This is a genomic window from Methylomagnum ishizawai, assembly GCF_900155475.1.
Taxonomy (GTDB): domain Bacteria; phylum Pseudomonadota; class Gammaproteobacteria; order Methylococcales; family Methylococcaceae; genus Methylomagnum; species Methylomagnum ishizawai_A.
Window position 1 is genome coordinate 3,033,158 of the sequence record NZ_FXAM01000001.1, and the last position, 19,659, is coordinate 3,052,816.

General features: G+C 62.7%; 20 protein-coding genes. 7 read left to right on the forward strand and 13 right to left on the reverse strand.

From position 1 onward, the window contains the following. Positions 1-87 precede the first annotated feature (87 nt). The 12 genes from B9N93_RS13380 to B9N93_RS13430 all read right to left on the reverse strand — a co-directional run bounded on the left by B9N93_RS13380 (position 88) and on the right by B9N93_RS13430 (position 11,044). On the reverse strand, positions 88-888 hold the full coding sequence (locus B9N93_RS13380) for a S49 family peptidase (protein ID WP_085214447.1): 801 nt from the start codon (positions 886-888) through the stop codon (positions 88-90). 17 nt (positions 889-905) lie between these two features. Continuing rightward, positions 906-1,259, reverse strand: coding sequence for a hypothetical protein (locus B9N93_RS13385; RefSeq protein ID WP_085214450.1), 354 nt, complete (start codon positions 1,257-1,259; stop codon positions 906-908). Between the two features lie 12 nt (positions 1,260-1,271). Then, positions 1,272-1,838, reverse strand: a complete 567-nt coding sequence (locus B9N93_RS13390) for a hypothetical protein (protein ID WP_085214452.1) — start codon at positions 1,836-1,838, stop codon at positions 1,272-1,274. Then, positions 1,838-2,281 carry a hypothetical protein gene (locus tag B9N93_RS13395; RefSeq protein WP_085214454.1) on the reverse strand — a complete coding sequence of 148 codons (444 nt, stop codon included), beginning with the start codon at positions 2,279-2,281 and terminating at the stop codon, positions 1,838-1,840. The genes B9N93_RS13390 and B9N93_RS13395 overlap by 1 nt, the downstream gene beginning before the upstream one ends. A gap of 41 nt (positions 2,282-2,322) precedes the next feature. Further along, positions 2,323-3,015 carry a hypothetical protein gene (locus B9N93_RS13400; RefSeq protein ID WP_085214457.1) on the reverse strand — a complete coding sequence of 231 codons (693 nt, stop codon included), beginning with the start codon at positions 3,013-3,015 and terminating at the stop codon, positions 2,323-2,325. 316 nt (positions 3,016-3,331) lie between these two features. Continuing rightward, a complete protein-coding gene (locus tag B9N93_RS13405) occupies positions 3,332-3,763 on the reverse strand; it encodes a hypothetical protein (protein WP_085214459.1) in 432 nt (143 codons plus the stop codon). A 156-nt stretch (positions 3,764-3,919) separates the two neighbouring features. Next, entirely contained in the window at positions 3,920-4,201 is a 282-nt protein-coding gene (locus B9N93_RS13410; protein ID WP_085214461.1) for a hypothetical protein, read from the reverse strand. A 297-nt stretch (positions 4,202-4,498) separates the two neighbouring features. After that, on the reverse strand, positions 4,499-7,714 hold the full coding sequence (locus B9N93_RS13415) for a PriCT-2 domain-containing protein (RefSeq protein ID WP_085214463.1): 3,216 nt from the start codon (positions 7,712-7,714) through the stop codon (positions 4,499-4,501). Positions 7,715-7,882: 168 nt separating this feature from the next. Continuing rightward, on the reverse strand, positions 7,883-8,392 hold the full coding sequence (locus B9N93_RS13420) for a hypothetical protein (protein ID WP_085214465.1): 510 nt from the start codon (positions 8,390-8,392) through the stop codon (positions 7,883-7,885). 388 nt (positions 8,393-8,780) lie between these two features. Continuing rightward, a complete protein-coding gene (locus B9N93_RS13425) occupies positions 8,781-9,020 on the reverse strand; it encodes a helix-turn-helix domain-containing protein (RefSeq protein ID WP_085214467.1) in 240 nt (79 codons plus the stop codon). A gap of 152 nt (positions 9,021-9,172) precedes the next feature. After that, positions 9,173-9,670, reverse strand: a complete 498-nt coding sequence (locus B9N93_RS24750; RefSeq protein ID WP_125468979.1) for a hypothetical protein — start codon at positions 9,668-9,670, stop codon at positions 9,173-9,175. Between the two features lie 3 nt (positions 9,671-9,673). Beyond that, positions 9,674-11,044 carry a tyrosine-type recombinase/integrase gene (locus tag B9N93_RS13430; protein ID WP_176225255.1) on the reverse strand — a complete coding sequence of 457 codons (1,371 nt, stop codon included), beginning with the start codon at positions 11,042-11,044 and terminating at the stop codon, positions 9,674-9,676. 1,034 nt (positions 11,045-12,078) lie between these two features. On the opposite strand from B9N93_RS13430, the gene B9N93_RS13435 reads away from it, so the two are divergent. Genes B9N93_RS13435 through B9N93_RS13445 form a run of 3 tightly spaced genes read left to right on the forward strand, consistent with a single transcriptional unit; the run spans position 12,079 to position 16,654 of the window. Continuing rightward, a complete protein-coding gene (locus tag B9N93_RS13435; protein WP_085214471.1) occupies positions 12,079-14,709 on the forward strand; it encodes a chemotaxis protein CheB in 2,631 nt (876 codons plus the stop codon). Positions 14,710-14,765: 56 nt separating this feature from the next. Further along, positions 14,766-16,415 (forward strand): ATP-binding response regulator, encoded by a 1,650-nt coding sequence (locus tag B9N93_RS13440; protein ID WP_085214473.1) that lies wholly within the window; start codon positions 14,766-14,768, stop codon positions 16,413-16,415. A gap of 44 nt (positions 16,416-16,459) precedes the next feature. After that, a complete protein-coding gene (locus tag B9N93_RS13445) occupies positions 16,460-16,654 on the forward strand; it encodes a hypothetical protein (RefSeq protein ID WP_085214475.1) in 195 nt (64 codons plus the stop codon). Between the two features lie 31 nt (positions 16,655-16,685). Here the strand turns inward: B9N93_RS13445 and B9N93_RS13450 are convergent, their stop codons facing one another. Beyond that, positions 16,686-17,885, reverse strand: coding sequence for a class I SAM-dependent rRNA methyltransferase (locus B9N93_RS13450; protein ID WP_085214477.1), 1,200 nt, complete (start codon positions 17,883-17,885; stop codon positions 16,686-16,688). A gap of 118 nt (positions 17,886-18,003) precedes the next feature. On the opposite strand from B9N93_RS13450, the gene B9N93_RS13455 reads away from it, so the two are divergent. Genes B9N93_RS13455 through B9N93_RS13470 form a run of 4 tightly spaced genes read left to right on the forward strand, consistent with a single transcriptional unit; the run spans position 18,004 to position 19,644 of the window. After that, a complete protein-coding gene (locus tag B9N93_RS13455) occupies positions 18,004-18,402 on the forward strand; it encodes a F0F1 ATP synthase subunit delta/epsilon (RefSeq protein WP_085214479.1) in 399 nt (132 codons plus the stop codon). A 3-nt stretch (positions 18,403-18,405) separates the two neighbouring features. Next, the gene (locus tag B9N93_RS13460) at positions 18,406-18,678 is read left to right on the forward strand and encodes an AtpZ/AtpI family protein (protein ID WP_085214481.1); all 273 of its coding nucleotides are present in this window, start codon (positions 18,406-18,408) and stop codon (positions 18,676-18,678) included. Positions 18,679-18,681: 3 nt separating this feature from the next. Further along, positions 18,682-19,377, forward strand: coding sequence for a F0F1 ATP synthase subunit A (locus B9N93_RS13465; RefSeq protein WP_085214482.1), 696 nt, complete (start codon positions 18,682-18,684; stop codon positions 19,375-19,377). After that, positions 19,378-19,644: a F0F1 ATP synthase subunit C gene (locus B9N93_RS13470; RefSeq protein WP_085214484.1), complete on the forward strand. Its 267-nt coding sequence runs from the start codon at positions 19,378-19,380 to the stop codon at positions 19,642-19,644. It abuts the gene before it with no gap. Positions 19,645-19,659: the final 15 nt, after the last annotated feature.

Consider the following 19,659-nt stretch of genomic DNA (forward strand, 5'->3'; position numbering starts at 1 on the left):
GATGCGGTCGTATGGCGTCCCCAACGCCGGGTAGACCGCCCCCCTATGTCGGCGGCATGGATGACCGCCGACAATTCCAATAGCGGCCTAGAACCGCCTCAATATGCCTTCAAGCGAACCCACCCTATCGGCCATGCCCGCCTTGACGGCATCGGCCCCAACCAATATGCCACCCTTGCCGAAGTCGGACAGCACGGTATCGGTGGAGACTCCCCGGTAGCGGCCCACCGCCTCGACAAACACCTGTGCCAGGGAATCGACCGTCGCCTGCATCTTGGCCCGCCCGGCATCGGTGCCGGGATCAAGCCGCTTGTCCGGGCTTTGGCTGGACACGATTTCGACCGAACCGTCATCCTTGCGGATGTTGGCGCGGGTCACGGTGCCGATGGAACCCAAAAGGGCGGTATCGGCGACGACGATTTCCGAAGCCGCCGCTGTGATCCAGTAGCAGGCCGAAGCGGCCATATGCGAGACGTAGCCAATCACGGGCTTCACACTGGTGGCATCTCGGACCATGGCCGCGAATTCGGAAACGCCCGCCACCATGCCGCCGGGCGAATCGACCTCCAAGACGATGGCCTTGACGGTGGGGTCTCCCATGGCCGCGCCGAAGTCGGTCGCCAGGGTTTGAATGCTCGTGGCCCCAGAAACCTGGGTAAACAGGTTCGCATAACGAAAGATCGGCCCGGTGATGGGCAGGACGGCCACGTCACCGCGCCGTGTCATGCTCTGGGTGTTTTCGAGTGGCCGCCCCAGTTTGGCGGCCACGGCCTCGGGGGCTTCCCCGAAGCCTTGGGCGATGGCGATAACCTGGTGCAAGGCCTCGGGCGTGATGGCCCATAGCTCGGCTTGGATCGCCGCTAATATCCTGGTGTGGGATTCGGTCATGGGCCAAGCTCCGGGGGTTAGTGGTTGACCTTGGCGAAGGCCGCTTCCCAACCCTTACCGGCCTCAGTTTGGCCGGATGGAGTCGATTCCTTCCCGTCATGTTGCGCGGCTTGCTGGGTTGCCACTGTTTGGCCCCCTGCGCGACGCAAGGCATCTGTCATACCCATGGCGCTAGGCCGCTCGTCGGTACGCGGCCTGCCGCCGTCCTGGCCGTTGCCCGCCTGGGTTCCGCCGACCTCGGTCCAATGCAAGCGCCCAATCCGGTCGATGGTCAAGTATTCAACCGGCCCAGCGCCAAACTTCCGGCTGAGGGTTACTGAACCATCCGCTTCCACGGTTTCGGTGACAAGAAATTGTGATTGCTTGCTCATACTGCTTGACTCCTATTTGAAAACGCCGATGACCGCAGCCGGATTCACGTCTGCGCGGCGGTGGATTTCCAATCCTTGGGTTTCGGCGTATTCGATCAATGCTTCCTCTTGGATTTCATAATCGAACAGGCGTTTTTCCAGGTCGGCTATTAGCCTTTTCCTTTCGCCCTTGGGCGGGCCACATACCAAGGTTTTTGCATACGCCTCCAATTCCGCATGCATGAATGCCTTCATATGCTCGGGAAATAGGGTTATCAATATCGGCCCGAAGTCGATAAAGCATTTCCCCAGCCCATCCCAGACTGTTCCTTCCTGTTTGAATGCCTCGACAAAACGATGCCTGCTGTTTTTCTCAACTTCGGCAGCATCATCGGGCCTAAAAAAAGCCGCCAGCCGATTCCTAACTTGATCGGCGCGGCTGGCATTTTCGATCAACGAATCTATTCTTTCCATCACCTCGGACAAGGGTAATGGGGCGTTTTCCAGGTTGGATATCTGGCTTTTGATTTCCTCGATACCGGCCCTGACTTTCGATACTTCCGCGCCGATGTTTAAATTTGGTTCATAGTGCTGTTTCATCACAATCCCCCCGTTTGTCCAGCCTGTTCGGCGAATCCCCTGAGCGCTGGCAGGCAGGAGTTCCTATTGCTCCAAAGTTCCCTGGCGGCTTCGGACGCTTGTTCAAGGCGCTCCACCTCGGCCCGCATTTGATCGATTTCGCTCAACTCACCGAACACTATCGACCGTTTCCAACGAACCTCGTCCGATTCATTTTCCTTGCCGTACTGCGGCGCAAAGACCGGACTCATTACCCGGAGATCAACTTCGGGCCAATGGGCTTGGATTTCGTTCCATATTGCATGGCCATTGGTGGCACGCAAGATACTTGATTTGACTTCCAAAGAATAACGGTCAAGGTTGCTTTTTGCTTCTCGATGCCGCTCCCGCACATCATCAAAAGCGGCGCGGGCTTGGAGAGCCTTTTCCTCCAACCGCTTAAGCTTTGCTAAATTGATTTTCATGGCATTGCTCCTGGTTACAGAATTCCATAATAACCATTGAATTACTCGGTATGAATAGCCCGCATGTCGAGTATATACAGGGATTTGAAGTCCGGGCCGGGAGGGGAGAGTGTGCGCGGCGTAAGTTTCGGCGTGTGGGTTATATATCCCAGGAAGTCAGCGGACAGAGCCAGGGTTCCGCCGTGGCCTTGGCGGGGGCCGGATCGAAGGCAAGGCCGGTGCCCACATCCTGGTGAGGCTGCCCCAGGCCGGAGGCCCATGCCCTCGGGGTCGGCGCTGGCCGGGAGGTCCATGCCGGTGGCCAGGGCCGCGCCCTCGGGGTCGGCGCTGGCCGGGAGGTCCATGCCGGTGGCCAGGGCCGCGCCCTCGGGGTCGGCGCTGGCCGGGAGGTCCATGCCGGTGGCCAGGCTGGCCGGGGTCCATGCCGGTGGCCAGGTCCGCCGCCCCGCGCCCTCGGGGTCGGCGCTGGCCGGGAGGTCCATGCCGGTGGCCAAGGCCGCGCCCTCGGGTCGGCGCTGGCCGGGAGGTCCATGCCGGTGGCCAAGGCCGCGCCCTCGGGGTCGGCGCTGGCCGGGAGGTCCATGCCGGTGGCCAAGGCCGCGCCCGGGGTCGGCGCTGGCCGGGAGGTCCATGCCGGTGGCCAAGGCCGCGCCCTCGGGGTCGGCGCTGGCCGGGAGGTCCATGCCGGTGGCCAAGGCCGCGCCCTCGGGGTCGGCGCTGGCCGGGAGGTCCATGCCGGTGGCCAGGCCGCCAAGCCGCGCCCTCGGGGTCGGCGCTGGCCGGGAGGTCCATGCCGGTGGCCAAGGCCTCGGCTGGCCGGGAGGTCCATGCCGGTGGCCAAGGCCGCGCCCTCGGGGTCGGCGCTGGCCGGGAGGTCCATGCCGGTGGCCAGGGCCGGTTGCACAACGTGGTGATCCCGGCGCGGATCGGCAAGGCCGGTGCCCACATCCTGGTGAGGCTGCCCCAGGCCGGAGGCCCATGCCCTCGGGGTCGGCGCTGGCCGGGAGGTCCATGCCGGTGGCCAAGGCCGCGCCGGGTGGCTGGGGCCGTCTACCGTTCGGACAGGATTTCAGAAAGGCGGTTGGGGGATTCGGGAACCTTACCGGGGCGGGCTTTGAACGCCCCGAAGATTTCCCGGTCGAGGGGGGTTAGGCAGTCTGGAGCCTCGGTGTATTCGCGCAATTTGGGCCAGCGGTAGGCCCGGAACTTCTGGATTTCTCTGACCAGCAATTTCGCCCGCGCCCAAGCGGTCGTTTCGGGTAGAAGTCCGGCGGCGCGGTGAAGATGGCGCCTCATCTTTCTGAGGTTGACGGCCTCCCTGGCCCCACGGGGGTGAACGCGGTTCAGAGATAGTCCTTGTTCCAAGGGAACGCCTTCATCGATCAGTTGGCACATGCCTTTTTGCATCCACGCCACGGCTTCCGGGGTTGGCCTGCCTTCATAGAACTGCTCGATGTAGTCCAATATCTCATGGTCTCTCATAGCCTGGAATCCTGTGAAATTGCGAACTAAGCCGCCCACTAAGCGCGAATGCGTACCAAGTCGCGTACTTTGTGGCTAGCCAAATATCGGGGATCGAACTACCCGTAACGGGCAAGGCCGGGGAAGGACCCGCAAGGCATCCCCCGCCCCATCCGCTCAATGAATCTCCCCGCTAGGGTGGACGCCCACGAACTGGAACCCCATGGCGGGCTGTAGCTTGGCCAGCACGTCCACAACCTGGGTGGGGGTTGAACAGGCGACGGCGATCAAGCCATCGTGGAACGCCCCGTACAGCGTCAGCCCGTCCAGCACGGCGACGGACCTGCCATCCCGCTGGGCTTGGCGCAAGGGTGCCCAGCAGCCTGCCCGCTTCGCCATGGCCTCGACCTGCTGGTCTTCGGTGATGAGTTCTAGGCCGGTGATGTGTTGTCTATTCATAAGTAAGGCTGTGCCCTATATGTCCGTGGGAGTGGGGAGAGTGGGGAAAACCGCTGAAAGCCACGGCTGGCGCGGCTTCCAGCCTCCCCACCGTGTTTTTTGGGTGGGGAATCTCCCCACTCGGAGTGGGGAGCGGAACCGAAGCCTTGCCGTTCCAACCCGGCCCGCGCCGTCCATCTCCCCTCCTGGCCTCCCCACTCAAGTGGGGAAACTCCCCACTCGGTTTTTCTGAGTGGGGAGCGGGAAAGCCACGGTTGGCGCGGCTTCCGGCCATATCTCCCCGCTTTCCCCACTCCATTAAACAGATAAGTCCTCTATGGTTCGTCGGGTCATGACGTAGACGCGCCTGGAAACCCCGGCTATCGTCCGCTTGGGCGTGAGCCTGAGCTTGCCGCCTTCCTTCTGCACGTCCAGCAATAGGCCGCGCTCATGAATCCGCTTCCATAGGGTCCGCTGTGTGATAGGCAGGTTCTCGCCCGTGGCCTTGGCGAGTTCCTGGACCGCAGCGAAGGCCGCGTTCCCATCCAACAAGACACGGGTGGAATCGACCCATCCCACCCGTTCCCCTTGGGGCTTCTCAATGGCTGGAACGCCTTCATCGGTGGACGGGATGACACGCCAACCCCAAAAGCTGGGATGCTCTGCCGGTGCGCCCTGGTGCAGGGAATCCGAGAAATGGCAGTAGCCCGCATTCAGGGCGGAACGTAGGAACCCGAAGAACTGCGCTACCTCGTCTTGATCCGCCTGGAAATCGCCTTGAGCCGACACCATGGCCTTCAAGGTCGTTTCGCAGCGCTCGAACAGGGACGCACACGCCGCACGATCCGCCGCGCCCACATGCACCGCGAAATCGAGGAACAGGTCCAAACCGATGATGAAGGAAGCGTAAATATCCGCGGCCCTTGGATGGCTGTGGGTGAAGCCTTCGGTGTTGGCGCGGTCGCGGATGGCCCTCAGTTGGGCCGGGAGCGAGGTTTTATGTTCATCCATGATGGGGGCCAGCCAAGCCAGATAACCGGCCATGGCGGTTTCCAATCTGCCCACGCGGGCCGATTCCTGTAGCTCGCTCAGCACAGTGTTGTCGATGTCGCTCAAACTCAATTCGACCACGGCCATACGCGCCCGGAGGGACGCCCCGCGTGGGATGTCTTCGCCGGTCGCCAGTACCAAGCCGCGTGGGTGGAACGCCGCCCGCTGCTTCATGTCGCTGGTACGCCGCCCCCGGCCCGATTGGTTGCCCACGGCCCTTATCAGCCGGTCGGCCTTGACGTGGAGTTTATGCACGTCGCTGGACGCCCCTCGGGGTTTGAAGTCATCGACCACGAATAGGCAATCCTTGGCCCCGTGGCCTTTGGCCTCCAGATCGCTTTCGGAATCGTCCCAGTTCGCCGGGAAGTGGCGGGCATCGAAACCGCGCCCGAAGTGGGCCAGGGCCACACCAGCGGCTTCCGACTTTCGGGAACCCGTCTGGCCAGCCAGGAACAACCCATGGTCGATGGTCGCCGCCTCCCCCAAAGGAGCGCGGTAGACCGCCGCCAGCAACGCCACGCCCAAAGCCAGGTTGTTCGGCGCAAGGTCCAAGAGGCGCAGGCTCGCCCGCACCACTTCCACCAGGTCGCCGCCGCCGGCCTCGAATCCATAGCGCCGCATGTTGCCCTCGCCCGCCCGGACTTCGATGTCCGCCCGGTGCCCATCGGCGGAAATCGCGCCGCCCCCGTGCAAGAACCCCCATCGGCCATCGATCAACCGCCAGCCGGTGTGTCCGTAGACGGTGCGCCGCCCGAAATCCTTGGAAAGTCCTTGGATGGCTGTGCGGAGGTGGTCCTTGATGCTGTTCCCGGCGTGGACCAAAGCCCGCGCCCCCCATTGCGCCGTAACCCAGGACAGTCCTGCGTACTTGGACGCCGCAACCTCGATGGCGGGCAAGGCCGTGCCATCGCTCAAACGGCCCTCGATGCGGAATAGGCAATCCTCTTCCAGGCCGTTGTCGTAGATGACTTCTTCGGTGATCGTGGCGACGAAGTTGCAGAGCGGGCGCTGTCCCTGCTCATCAATCAAGAACAGTTGGTGGCCAATGACACGGTAAGGGAGGAATTTGGGATCGGCCCGGCCCCGGCCCGGCCCGTCACCGCCGCCGCCCGGCACCAGTTCCCGGAGGCTTTCCAGGTTGGTGTCGGTTTTGCGGGCGATGATTTTCAAAAGACGGGTTTGGGTGGCCTTGCGGAGTATGGACGCCTGGATTTCCGGGGCCAGCACATAAATCAACTGGCCGGGATCGCCCCCGGCTTCCTCAATCCGGGTTTGATACGCCTGAAGCGCTGCGTATTCGGCGATCAAATCAACCACGGGGCCGGTTCGGCGGGCATCCATTGCCGGGGGTGAGACGGGCGCGGCTGTCGTGCCCTGGTGTCCGTCCGGGGGTTGTCCGCTCGCTTGAGGAACGGCCCCCATATCCCCCGCCGCGCCCAGCTGTGCGGCTACCGCGCCCAGTCCGGCCAGAACGTGCAAATCATTCCAGTCCTTGGGCGGTTTGCCGTGTTGGTGCTGGAAAGCCTCGATTTCCTCGGGTGTGAACTCGGGCACGGCCAGCGCCGCGCCCGCAACCTTTGCCGCCCGCTCGGCATCTTTCAACCCATTGCCCACGTCCCCCAGCGCCAGCAAGCGGGCTTTCGGGTAGAGGTTGCGCAGGAATTCCGCGACCTTGGGCAGGTTACTCGACGAGAGCGCCGCGAAAACCGGCCATTTCGTCGCCTCACGGCACGACAGTACCGTCCCGACACCTTCCCCAAAGGCGAGCGTCAGCCCGTCCCCGTCGCCCTTGGGGAAACTCTGCGCGGCCCACAGCCCACCCGACTTGAGACCGCCCGCAATAGTGGTTTTGCAGCCCTGTTCGTCGATGAGTTCCGCCGTGGACAATTTGCCATCGATCTTGACCGGGACCACAAGCACGCGCCCGGCCAGGGGTTCGCCGTCACTCTTGGGTGGATAACCCAGAATCGAAGCGGCTTGTTCCGCCGTGGTCTCGCGCAAGGTGCTGGGGGGGATGGTTCCGGGAAGCTTCCGGGCAAGGTAGGGATGGTCGGGTATCGCTGGGGCCGATGCCTTCCACAGTGCGGAGGCTTTGGCCGCGGCTTTTTTCGCGGCCTCGGCCTCCTGTTTCTCTGCCTGTTCGGCCCGCGCCTTCCGCTTCCGCTCGCGTTCCAGGCGTTCGGCTTCGGTTTCCTGGTGCGCTTCGGTGTCCGGCTTCCACCCGTTGTCGAGTGCCGTCCGCCAGAGCGTGGCGACGGTGACTTTCCCGCCCGGTTTGGCGGATTTCCAGGCGTCCCGGAAATCCGTCTTGCTGTAGCTGTCGCCCTCTTGACTCCAAGAGTCGGCAATCTCGCGGCCATCCTCGCCCAAGGCATCCTTGATCGCCGCCAGCACGCGGAACCATGTAGCCCTGTCGCAGCTTGGCGAGACGTGCCGTAGCGCGTCCCGCACGTTGCCGGGTGTCGTGGGAATTTGCCGCCTCATGATTGCCCCCTATCAGCTTGGTGGCCCACCAAGACAAGGCCATGCTCGGTACGGATGAACCTGCGGAAATCTTCCAGGCAATAGGTGATGTCGGTGGTATGATGGCTGCGCGTTGAATTTGAATATGCCCCGCTCCCACCGTTGGTCCCGGTGGGGCGGGGTTTTTCTTTATAGGCCATGGCCGCGCCCCTCCCGTTGAGCTTTGCGGGTGGCTTCGTAGATCACAGCCCGCTGTGCTATGGGTAAATCCGTCGCCATTAACAACTGTTGGGCGCGGCGGCTGCCGTTGTTATAGGCGAAAAACAACTGGCCGACTCGTGCCTTATCAGCGGGCGATAACATCAGGGATTGATAGACGAAGCGGGCGGTCTTGGCGCTCATCTCTGGTCGTATCCCCAAAAGCCAGCGGTCGCAAACTTGCAGGTGGTGCGACAGTTGGCAAAAGCGCCCAACCCAGGCAGGCATGGAGCGACCCGAAAGGTATCGCATCGCAGTGTACAGGCTGATTTCGCACGCTTGGGCGACTATGCCGGGCCGGGCCAAGGGGTGGACTCCATCCAAGTCGAAAGCCGCATTGAGGCGGGCCGCGAATTCGGCATGTTCTCGGGCTTTCGCGGCGGGGATAGGATTGCGGCGGTTTTTGGGCGCGACTTGGGCGCGGGGGGTCTTGGAAGACATGGGACGGACTCCGTAAGTTTGATTTGGAGCCGTCGCCGTTACGTTCGACTGTAATTTGGCGACGGATCGGGCGGGGGTCGAACGCCAAGACACGGCCCTTACGGCTAGCCGCGTCAGGCACCCCGCTCGACCCGTCATGGAGATGGGCAGGTCGGACCGCAAGGCACAAAAAAAGCGCCCCGGTTTGCAAGATGGCGCTGTGCGCCGTAAGAGTTGGTGAGGGTTCGACGCCTCACTTTCAGGATGGGCGAAGGGGGACGGGTTTGTCAAGGGGATCATTTTTTTCCCCTTGTCCAGCCCCGCTTGACGCGGCGGTTCGCCCGGCTGGGCTTTGTGGTGGGCCAGCCGAAAGGGTACGGCACGGGCGGGGAGTTGGGGCGCTTGCGGCTCATGCGGCCACCTCCGTCCGGCTGGCAATGAAGGCGTCCAAGGTGGATTTTTTGATCCGCACCAGACGGCCCACCTTGACGGCGGGCAGGGTGTAGCGGCCCGTGGCCCGCCAGTTGTTCAACGTCTGCGGTTGAATGTTCAGATAGGCCGCAGCTTCGGGGATCGTTAACAGGGGGTCGGCATTCGCGATGCCGGTGCCCTGGATTAGAGCGGATTTACGGGGGGCGGGGATCGACATTTCAGACTCCTGTTTAGTGCCGCCGGGATGGTGGCGGTAAAACAAGAGTCTGCCGGTAAGGTCGTAGCTGTGTTATGCGGAAAAAGCGGTTTTATTCAGTCGATTTTTCTCGATTTTTGGCACATTCATTTTGTTACATTTTGCCTCAAATTTCATTCAACTTCAAACCTCCATGCATGCATCTTGACCAATCGGGATGGGGATATCCCAAGCCACTTGGCGAAGTTCGCTTTTTTAAATTCTTCCGGCGAAAGGCAAACAATCATATTTCTTTCATGGTTACGTCCTATAAAACAACCTTCCTTTGATAGTTTTTTAATTCTGGCGATTACTTTTGATATGTACGAATCATCAACCCCTAATACGTCAGCTAAAATGCCGCGTAAATTCATTTTTGAAACAATAAACCCATCTCCAAACAATACCCAAAAAGTCAATATTATTTTGTAGTTATTTTCGCGATCTTCTGATTTTGGCCTACCTTTTTTTCCTTTTTTCTTCTCAAGTGGCTTGTTTTTTCTTGGTCTCCCGCGCTTGCGTTCGCTTTGTATTTCTTGCCCCAATTTGGATACTTCTTCCCCGGCTTGCTCTATAGTGATTTCACCGTTTTTGTGTTTTTCCAATATCTCTAAAAGAGATTCTTTATCCATAATTCATTCCTGCCTTTTTGTGCGGGTAGGGGGTTGCTGGGACGGTTTAAGGCTTACAACATTTCCGGCCTCGGTCACGCCCCCATGGGCCAGCATCGCCGATAACCCGCGTTCCATGGCATCAAGCACCGGATCGGTGTGCAGCCGGGCGTAAACGTGGGTGGCATCGCTGGAACGGTGCCCCAAGGCCCGCCCCACGATGGCCAGGGAAGCGCCCTGCATCGCCGTCCAACTGCCCAAGGAACGCCGTAGATCGTGCAACCGCACATCTTCCAAGCCCGCGGCCTTCAACAGGTCGTCCCATGGCTTTTGGAAGTCGGTGATATGCCCACACGCCGCCCGCGAAGGGAAAACCCACTCCCCACCGTTGCCGCGCCTTGCGGCCAAGACTTCCCGCGCTATCGAGGTCAAGGGGATAACCATCGGGTCGCCGCTCTTGGACTTCTCGCCGGGGATCGTCCACAGGCCCGCCGTAAAATCCAGATCGGCCCAGCGCATCGCCAGGACGTTCCCCTTACGTGCGCCGGTCGCCAGGGACAGCAGGATGTAATGCCGGAAGTTATCGCTCTCGCACCGGCCCAGCGCCTCAAAGAACGCGGGCAATTCATGACCTTGCAGGAACCGGGACCGCTCCCGCTCAGGGAACTTGGGGATGCCTTCACAGGGATCATCGCCCACGTAGAGCCGCCATTCCCCCGCCTTCCGGTAGATCGCCCGCAGCAGCGCAAAAGCCTTGTTCGCGGTGCGCGGGCCGATGCCGTCCTTGAGACCCACCATCCAGCGCCGGACTTCCTCGGGCTGGATGCTCGAAAGCTTCCGCCGTTCCCAATCGACCGCGCACTCCGGTTTCTTCGGGGTCGGTCCCATTCCGCCGGGCGGACGGGTCGGCACGATGCCCAGGTAGCGGGCAAAGTCGCCGCGCAGCTCCTCCGCCGTGCGTTTGCCATGGGGAATCAGATGGTCGCGGTAGTAGCGTTCAAAGGCTTGGCGCAAGGTCGGCTCCGCTTCCTTGGCTTGGCGGTTGCGCTTCCGCTCGGTGGCCGGATTGATGCCCCGGTCAAGCTGGACGTTCACGGCGGAAGCCAGCGCCCGCGCCATCCTGATATTCAGGGACGCGGCGTTGCCCACCAAGTCAAGCGGATCGGTGTCGGCGGGTATCTCCCGGTTTCCCGGCGTTCCAGGATCGAAGCGCCCCAGCATGACGCGAACGGGCTTCCCTCCCACCTTGCGGACCACGTAGAAGGTTTTTTCCCCGGAAGGGTGGACGGACACGAACAGGTGCCGCTGTGTGGTGTCGCCGTAGTAGGTCCGGCGCTCGGGTGCGGCCAGGGCGGTTAGGCTGGCTTGGGTGAAGTTGAATTTTGGATCGGACATGGCCCCCATTCCTTCGGGTCGCGCCGGGTTCTCGTGCAACCGTGGTGCAACCTTTTTGCGGTAAACGGGGGTAATTTAGCACTATTTCAGGGTACGGTGTCGAGTCGGAAAGTCCTTTTAAATCAATAACTAGGTATATAGCGGTAAGACACGGTAACACCTAAGTGTCTGATTCCCAAGCCGATAGCGTGGGTTCGATTCCCATCACCCGCTCCACCTCGTCTCCTTCCCATCTAAAGCCTCCTTAAGCTTGAATCAGTGAGCCTGACTAATTTGGGCTCTTGAGGATATCCCCTCCTAAAGGGAAAGACCGTAAGTTCGAATCGTGATCGGAACCCCAGCTTATCAAAGGCGTATCCCTCACCGATGTGGGCTTTTTGTCCGCATGCTCTGATCGCTTGTGTTCGGCCAAGGCTGCTGCTCGCGATTGTTTTCCCATCCCTTTGAATGGCGGTTTCCGGGATTTCTGTACCCACCGGGCGATATCGATGACAGAGCAAAAAATCGAACAAGAATTGATCGAAAAACTGGCCGACCTCTCTCCAAAGGCTTCTCCCTTTCACAAAGGGGGGGCCTTTTTCGTTTGCGGGGCGTTTTCACCCTCCGGCTTACCCTCGTTTGGCTTGAAGGAGGCTGAGGCCGTGGGGGGTGTTGGGTGGGAAAGTTAGTCGCTAAGGTTGCCCAAGGACTCTGCTGACTGGTGTTCGGCCAATCCAGCCATTCGCATTCCGCTTTCATTTGCTTCGAATAGCGGCTTTCAGAAACAGCTTTCGATATTGCGCCGTCCGCCGATAGCGGAGGAAGCGGTCGTTTACCCCATCACGGCGTCAGCCAGACAATCAAAATCCCCCAATTCGGCACAAGGCGGCCCTCGTCGCCACCATAGAATGCGCGCTCAGCATTAAAGTCGCGGGCGCAGGTGAATGGCCGGCACCTGGGCGGCCTCAAGCCATCGGCAGCGAATCGTCCGTGGCTTTATGGAGAAATGCTGATAGCCTGTCGCAATAAACCCAATTGAGCTAGGGACAGCAACCATGGCAAAGCGCAAAAACCCCGATAAGGCAAACCCCCAAGCGGCGATCGAGGACGGAGGCGAAACCCTTCCCGCAGCGGGCGGGGATGCCCAGGATTTCCCCATCGTCGGCATCGGCGCCTCGGCGGGCGGGCTGGAGGCGCTTGAGCAATTCCTGAGCCATGTGCCCGCCGGTAGCGGCATGGCCTACATCATCATCCAACACCTCGACCCGACCCGCCAGGGCATCATGCCGGAGTTGCTGGGGCGGATGACCCCCATGCGGGCGACACAGGCCGAGGACGGCATGGAGGTGGCACCGGATTGCGTCTACGTGATTCCGCCCAACAAGGACCTATCCATCCTGGGCAACGTGCTGTGCTTGCTCGACCCGGTGGAGGCGCGGGGCCTGCGGCTGCCCATCGACTTCTTCCTCCGCGCCCTGGCCGCCGAGCGGCGGGAGCGGGCCGCCGCGGTGATCCTCTCCGGCATGGGCTCCGACGGCACCCTGGGCCTCAAGGCCGTCAAGGAAAAAGCCGGGTTGGTGCTGGTCCAGGACCCGGCCGACGCCAAGTTCGACGGCATGCCCAGGAGCGCCATCGACACCGGCCTGGCCGATATCGTCGCGCCCGCCGAGGCTTTGCCCGCCCGTCTGATCGCCGCCCTCCACCATCCCCCGCCCCTGCCCCTGCCCATCCAGGGCAACCTCACGCCCTTGGAAAGCGCCACCCGCAGCGCCCTGGACCAGGTGGTCATCCTGCTGCGCGTCCGCACCGGCCAGGATTTCTCGCTCTACAAGAAAAGCACGGTGTACCGGCGCATCGAGCGGCGCATGGGCGTCCACCAAATCGACAGGATCGCCACCTATGTGCGTTTCCTGCAAGAAAACCCCGGCGAGGTCAACCTGTTGTTCAAAGAACTCCTGATCGGCGTCACCAGTTTCTTCCGCGACAAGGCGGCCTGGGCCTATCTCCGGGAAGAGGCCTTGCCAACCCTTTTGGTGGAACATCCCGAAGGACGGACGCTGCGCGCCTGGGTGCCGGCCTGCTCCACCGGCGAGGAGGCCTATTCGCTGGCCATCACCTTCCGCGAGGCGCAGGAACAGGCCGATCCCAAGGGCCGCCACAGGCTCCAGGTGTTCGCCACCGACCTGGACCAGGACGCCATCACCAAGGCGCGGCAGGGCTTTTACCCGTCCAACATCGTCGCCGACGTCGAAACGGAGCGGCTGGAACGCTTTTTCACCTCAGACCAGGGTGGCTACCGCGTGGACAAGGAAATCCGCGACATGGTGATATTCGCCCCCCAGAACCTCCTGTCCGACCCGCCCTTCACCAAGCTGGATTTCCTGTCCTGCCGCAACCTGCTGATCTACCTGGAAGCGGAACTGCAAAAGAAGCTGTTCCCCCTGTTCCATTACAGCCTGAACCCCGGCGGCATCCTCTTCCTGGGCAGCGCCGAGACCATCGGCGGCTTCACCGACCTGTTCGCGCCGCTGGATGGCAAGCACCGGTGCTACCGGAGCCTCGGCGGCACCCGGGTGGCGGCGGCGTTCCCGCCCACATCCCTATCCGTTTTGCCCGGCAGGGGCGTGGGCGAACCCGGCCCCAAGGAGGTGGTCAACATCCAGGAACTCATGGATCGCCTGATCCTGCGGCAGTTCGCCCCGGCCGCCGTGCTGGTCAACGAGAAGGGCGATATCACCTATGTCAGTGGCCGCACCGGCAAGTACCTGGAACCCGCCGCCGGCAAGGCCAACTGGAACATCCACGCCATGGCGCGGGAAGGGGTGCGCCACGCGGTGGCGACGGCCTTGCCGCAGGCGCTGCGCCAAGGCCGCAATGTCGATATCGACCACCTCGTGGTGGCCACCGAAGGCGGACCCCGGCATTTCGCCCTCGGCGTGCAGCCCATCGACGCCCCCCCGGAATTGCGCGGCATGGCGCTGGTCGTCTTCCAGGACACGCCCACATCCCTCCCGGCCCCACCGGCGGAAGCCGGGCCGCCGCCCCGGGCGCGCAACAAGCGCATGGCGGAACTGGAAGCCGAAACGACCAGGCTACTGGAAGAGAACCGCGCCCTGCGCGAAAGCATGCAGGCGTCGCACGAGGAGTTGCATTCGGCCAACGAGGAACTGCAATCCATGAACGAGGAAATGCAATCGACCAACGAGGAATTGACCACCTCCAAGGAAGAATTGCAGTCGCTCAACGAGGAATTGCAGACCGTCAACGCCGAGTTGCAAGCCAAGGTGGACGACCTCTCCCATGCCAACAACGACCTGAAGAACCTCTTGAACAGTACGGATATCGCCACCCTGTTCCTCGACGGCCGATTGCGGATCCGGCGCTTCGCCACCCCCGCCACCCGCCTGTTCAAACTGATTCCCGGCGACGTGGGCCGCCCCTTGTCCGACATCGTGTCGGAACTGGACTATCCGGAATTCCATACCGATATCCAGGAGGTGCTGCGCACCCTGGTCTTCTCCGAGAAGGCCATCCCGACCCGTGATGGCCGCTGGCATACGGTGCGGATCATGCCCTACCGCACGCTGGACAACGTGATCGACGGGGTGGTCATCACCTTCGTCGATATCACCGCCAGCAAAGTATTGGAAGCGGAATTGCGGCAGAGTAGAACCCAGGCGTCATAATCGTACCAAACCTTTGGTAGCCGGATATTTGACCACCCCAGGGATGGAGTAGCGGCATGACCCAGCAATCCGGACCCGACCAGCCCCTATCGGACCGCGCCCAAGCCCTTTGGTGCCAGCGGCCACGCGAATCCCGCTCCGACGCGGATGGGCGCAAGCTCCTTCAGGAACTTGAAATCCACCAGATCGAACTGGAGCTCCAGAACGAGGAATTGCGCCTGGCCCGCGCCGAGGCCGAGGCGGCCTTGGCGCGTTACACCGACCTATACGACTTCGCACCCATCGCCTATTTCACCCTCGACCCCACGGGGGCCATCCTGCGGGCCAACTTCGCCGGCGCCCGCCTCCTCGGCACGGAACGCGCCCACTTGATGGGGAAACGCTTCGGGCTGTGGGTGGAAAGCCCCGACCGCCCCGCCTTGGCCGACTTCCTAACACGGGCCTTCGCCACCCCCGGCACAGCCGCTTGCGAGGTGGCGCTGATCTCCCGTGGGGCCGGCCCCACCCTGATCCGTCTCGGGACCAGCCGGGATGGACCGAACCGGGAGTGCCGCGTGGTGGCCGAGGACATCACCGCCCGCGAACTGGCGCGGCAAGCGCTAGAGGCGGCCCATGCCGCAGCCCACGAGGCGAACCAGGCCAAATCCCGCTTCCTGGCGGCGGCCAGCCACGATTTGCGGCAACCGCTGCTGGCCCTGGGCCTGTATATCGATGGCTTGGCGGCGAAGCTCGGCCCCCGCGAGGCCGCCAACCTCGACAAAATGAAATCCTGCCTTTCCGGCCTGGGCGATTTGCTTTCCAGCCTGCTGGAACTGGGCAAGCTGGAAGCAGGCGCCGTCCGCACCCAATGTGGGGATTTTTCGCTGGACGACATGCTCCGGCAGTCTGTCATGGCCCAAGCGCCCAACGCGGACGCGAAAGGGATAGCCCTGCGCCATCGCCCCACCCGCCTGACCGGCCACACCGATGCCGCGCTGTTCAGGCGGATGCTCGGCAACCTGATCGCCAATGCCGTGCGGTATACCGCGCGGGGCGGTGTGCTGGTGGGCTGCCGGCGGCGGCGGGACAAGGTTTGGGTCGAGGTCTGGGATACCGGCGTGGGCCTGTCCCAAGATCAAATCCCCGCCGTTTTCGAGGAGTTCAGGCAACTCGGGAACCCCGGGCGCAACCCGGAGAAGGGCCATGGACTGGGCCTGTCCATCGTCGCCAAAACGGCCGCCTTGCTGGGAGTGCGGGTCCGGGTGCAGTCCCGGCCCGGCGTGGGCTCGCTGTTCGCGCTGGAACTGCCCCTGGGCGGCACCCTCCAACCGGCCAAGGAATCCGCGCCCGCTTGCCGGGCGCTGCGCATCGCCCTGGTCGATGACAATGCCGATGTCAGGGAATCCTTCACCTTCGCGCTGGAGGCCGAAGGGCACCGGGTGGTGGCGGCGGCCGACGGGGCGGAACTCCTCGCCAGGCTCGCGAATGGCCCGCCCGAGGTGCTGGTCGCGGACTACCAACTCGCCGGCGAAGAAACCGGGGTCGACGTGATCCGGTCGGTCAGGGCCGCTTTCGGCGTCCAAGTGCCGGCGCTGATCCTGACCGGCGATACCGATCCCCGTTCCATCCTTGGCCTGGGCGAAATGGGAATCCCCATCCAGCACAAACCCATCGAGTTGGATGATTTGATGGTGCGCATCGCCGAATTGGTGGCCGGAACCGGCTAGCCACCCCCCTTCCCAACCGAGGATCGATCATGCGGAAGAAAGGTATGACGAGCCAACCCTCCCAGCCGGTCATGGATGAATACCTGCGGGAAATCGGGCTGCCGGGCACAGGCATGCTGGTCGAGATCGCCGAAGGCCTGTTGCTGGCGGACAAGCCCGCCATCGCGGAAAAGCTCGGCCAGTTCCACGCCATGGGCATCCAGATCGCCATCGACGGAGAGGTGGCTTATGGATCATAAGCACACACAAGCTATTGATTATAAAAATAAACTAAAGCGCCTGTCCCACCGCGCAGAAGTACGCCTTGAGATAATCGGTCTCCGGGATGGCCGGATGCACCGGATGGTCCGCCGCCTGCCCGCCCCGCCCGAACAATACCAAGTGCCGGTCCAGATGCCGCGCCGTGGCCCGCAACAGATCGTGCAAGACCTCGCGCTGTAAATGGAAGGAGCAGGACGCCGACACCAGCACCCCACCATAGGCCAACACCTGCATCGCGCCCTGGTTCAAGCGCCGGTAGGCTTCGAGACCGGGGTTCATGTCCTTCTTGCGCTTGATGAAGGCGGGCGGGTCCAGCACCACCACATCGTAATGCCGCCGTTCCTCGCGGGCCTGCTTCAGGAACTCGAAGGCATCGGCGGCGATGAAATCCATCCGCTCCGCCACCCCGTTGAGCCGAGCGTTGTCCGCCGCCAGCGCCAAGGCCGCCGCCGAGGCGTCCACGCAATCCACCCGCGCCGCCCCGGCCACAGCCGCCTGCACGCCCCAAGCCCCGGCATAGGCGAACACATCCAACACCCGTTTGCCCCGGCATAATTCCGCCAGCTTGGCCCGGTTGTCGCGGTGGTCGAAGAACCAGCCGGTCTTCTGCCCCTCGACGGGATCGACCCGGAAGCGGGCACCGTTCTCGACGATCTCGACCGGCCCGTCCAGCGTCCCCGCCAGAATGCGGGTTTCGTTCCCCAAACCTTCCAGCGCCCGCAGGCTGGAGGTGTTCTTCAACACCACGGCGCGGGGCGAGAACAGCGTTTCCAGCGCCGCCAGCAAGGGTGCTTGCAGCTTTTCCATCCCGGCGGTATTGGTCTGCACCACGAACACCTCGCCGAAGCGGTCGATCACCACGCCCGGCAAGCCGTCGCTCTCGCCATAGGCCAGCCGGTAGTACGGCCCCGGATAGACCCGTTCGCGCCAATCCCGCGCCCGTTCCAGCCGCTTGACGAAAAACCGCGAATCGATGGACGTGTGGGTGTCGCGGCACAGCAGCCGGGCGGAAATCAGCGAATCGGGATTGACATAGGCCAGTCCCAGGGATTCGCCCTTGGCGTTCTCCACCACCGCCAAATCCCCCGCCGCCAAGGCTTTGAGCGGGGTCGCGGCGATATCGACCTCGTTGCTGAAAATCCAGGCGTGGCCGGCCCTAAGGCGGCGGTCTTCGTTCTTCTTGAGGCGCAAACGGGGATAATCGGTCATGGCGATCCTGATGCGAATAAACGGAAACCGGGGATTATCGCACCGCCCGGCATTTCCCGGTTGTCCGAAACCGGCGCAGCGGCCATGATGATGGCCTCGCCCAGCACCCAGGTAGCCGATGGACACCTTCACCCTGCACCTCCACAGCGCCCTGCGCTCCGAAACCCTCGAAGGCGTGGCAAGCTTCGTGGGCGAGGACGCCTCCGGCAGCTTCGGCCTCCAGGCCCGGCACGAGCGCTTCATGACCGTGCTGGTGTTCGGGCTGGCCCGCTACCGCCCGCGGGGCCAACCCTGGCAATATCTGGCCCTGCCGGGCGGCGTGCTGCGCTTCGCCGACAACCGGCTGACCATCGCCGCCCGCCACTATCTGCGCGGCACCGATTACGCCGGGATCAGCGCCGAACTGACCGGGCAGATGCTCAGGGAAGAACAAGCCCTGGCCGGGCTCAAACGCAACCTGGAACGGCTGGAAACGGCCTTGTTACGGCAGCTTTTAGAATTGAACCGTGGGAGCTGAAGCATGGACGAATCCGACCAACTCCGCCGCGCCATCGAAACCCAAGCCCGGCGCATGGCCCAGGCCGAGCGCGAGCGCCCCACCCTCTTGGCCCAGACCGTGTTCCTGGGCGTTTTGGCCTTGCTGCTGGTGGTGCCGGTGGTGCTGGGGGCTTATCTCGGGCGCTGGCTGGACACCTTGAGCGCGGGCTATTCGGTGCGCTGGACCGTGGGCTTAATCCTCGCGGGGCTGGGGATCGGCCTGTTCAATGTGTATTGGTACATCCGGGAGCATTGAGCCATGGAATCACTGGATTTCGCCCCCTTCCTGGCCTTCGACCTCGGCCCTTGGCATATCGGCCCCACCGTCTTGACCACCTGGCTCATCATGGTCCTGCTCGGCGGCGGGGCTTGGCTCTCGACCCGTAACCTCAGCGTGGACACGCCTTCCCGCTGGCAAACGCTGCTGGAAGGCGCGGTGGGTTCGATGGAAGCCGCCATCGCCGCCGTCGCGCCCAGCGCCTCCGGGCGGCTGCTGCCCTTCATCGGCACGCTGTGGGTCTACACCGTCGCCGCCAACCTCATCGGCTTGATACCGGGCCTGGGTTCGCCCACCGCCGATCTCTCGGAAACCGCCGCCCTCGCCCTCTTGGTGTTTCTCTCGGTGCATTGGTATGGCATCCGCGAGGGCGGCCTCGGCTATTTCCGCCATTACCTCGCGCCCAGCCCGCTCCTCCTGCCCTTCCATCTGCTGAGCGAAATATCCCGCACCCTGGCCCTCGCCATGCGCTTGTTCGGCAATATGATGAGCCTGGAATTGGCGGTGCTGCTGGTACTGTTGGTGGCGGGCTTCCTGGCCCCGGTGCCACTGTTATTGCTGCATATCGTGGAAGCCTTGGTGCAGGCGTATATTTTCGGCATGTTGGCCTTGATCTATATCGCGGGCGGCTTGCAATCGCAGGCCCGGCCCGCCCCTCCATCCGCTAAGGAGCCTTGAATGAGCGATATGCATTGGTTCGTCATCCTGTCCACGGTGGGCGCGGCGCTCGCCATCGCCATCGGCGTCCTGGCCCCAGGGCTCGCCATGGGCAAGGCCATCGCCCAGGCGCTCGACGCCCTGGCCCGCCAACCCGAGGCCGAGAAAGCCATCACCCGCACCTTGTTCATCGGCCTCGCCATGATCGAATCCCTAGCGATCTATGTGCTGGTGGTGGTGTTGATTATCTTGTTCAGGAATCCCTTGATCGAGTATTTGTTGAAATAGGTCCGGTACCCCGCC

Coding starts and splice junctions, on each gene's coding strand:
- B9N93_RS13420 (WP_085214465.1), bottom strand. CDS start 8,392: ATGTCTTCCAAGACCCCCCGCGCCCAAGTCGCGCCCAAAAACCGCCGC.
- B9N93_RS13430 (WP_176225255.1), bottom strand. CDS start 11,044: ATGTCCGATCCAAAATTCAACTTCACCCAAGCCAGCCTAACCGCCCTG.
- B9N93_RS13465 (WP_085214482.1), top strand. CDS start 18,682: ATGGAATCACTGGATTTCGCCCCCTTCCTGGCCTTCGACCTCGGCCCT.
- B9N93_RS24750 (WP_125468979.1), bottom strand. CDS start 9,670: ATGGATAAAGAATCTCTTTTAGAGATATTGGAAAAACACAAAAACGGT.
- B9N93_RS13460 (WP_085214481.1), top strand. CDS start 18,406: ATGGACGAATCCGACCAACTCCGCCGCGCCATCGAAACCCAAGCCCGG.
- B9N93_RS13415 (WP_085214463.1), bottom strand. CDS start 7,714: ATGAGGCGGCAAATTCCCACGACACCCGGCAACGTGCGGGACGCGCTA.
- B9N93_RS13445 (WP_085214475.1), top strand. CDS start 16,460: ATGACGAGCCAACCCTCCCAGCCGGTCATGGATGAATACCTGCGGGAA.
- B9N93_RS13455 (WP_085214479.1), top strand. CDS start 18,004: ATGGACACCTTCACCCTGCACCTCCACAGCGCCCTGCGCTCCGAAACC.
- B9N93_RS13380 (WP_085214447.1), bottom strand. CDS start 888: ATGACCGAATCCCACACCAGGATATTAGCGGCGATCCAAGCCGAGCTA.
- B9N93_RS13435 (WP_085214471.1), top strand. CDS start 12,079: ATGGCAAAGCGCAAAAACCCCGATAAGGCAAACCCCCAAGCGGCGATC.
- B9N93_RS13405 (WP_085214459.1), bottom strand. CDS start 3,763: ATGAGAGACCATGAGATATTGGACTACATCGAGCAGTTCTATGAAGGC.
- B9N93_RS13410 (WP_085214461.1), bottom strand. CDS start 4,201: ATGAATAGACAACACATCACCGGCCTAGAACTCATCACCGAAGACCAG.
- B9N93_RS13470 (WP_085214484.1), top strand. CDS start 19,378: ATGAGCGATATGCATTGGTTCGTCATCCTGTCCACGGTGGGCGCGGCG.
- B9N93_RS13385 (WP_085214450.1), bottom strand. CDS start 1,259: ATGAGCAAGCAATCACAATTTCTTGTCACCGAAACCGTGGAAGCGGAT.
- B9N93_RS13450 (WP_085214477.1), bottom strand. CDS start 17,885: ATGACCGATTATCCCCGTTTGCGCCTCAAGAAGAACGAAGACCGCCGC.
- B9N93_RS13440 (WP_085214473.1), top strand. CDS start 14,766: ATGACCCAGCAATCCGGACCCGACCAGCCCCTATCGGACCGCGCCCAA.
- B9N93_RS13400 (WP_085214457.1), bottom strand. CDS start 3,015: ATGGACCTCCCGGCCAGCGCCGACCCCGAGGGCGCGGCCTTGGCCACC.
- B9N93_RS13395 (WP_085214454.1), bottom strand. CDS start 2,281: ATGAAAATCAATTTAGCAAAGCTTAAGCGGTTGGAGGAAAAGGCTCTC.
- B9N93_RS13390 (WP_085214452.1), bottom strand. CDS start 1,838: ATGAAACAGCACTATGAACCAAATTTAAACATCGGCGCGGAAGTATCG.
- B9N93_RS13425 (WP_085214467.1), bottom strand. CDS start 9,020: ATGTCGATCCCCGCCCCCCGTAAATCCGCTCTAATCCAGGGCACCGGC.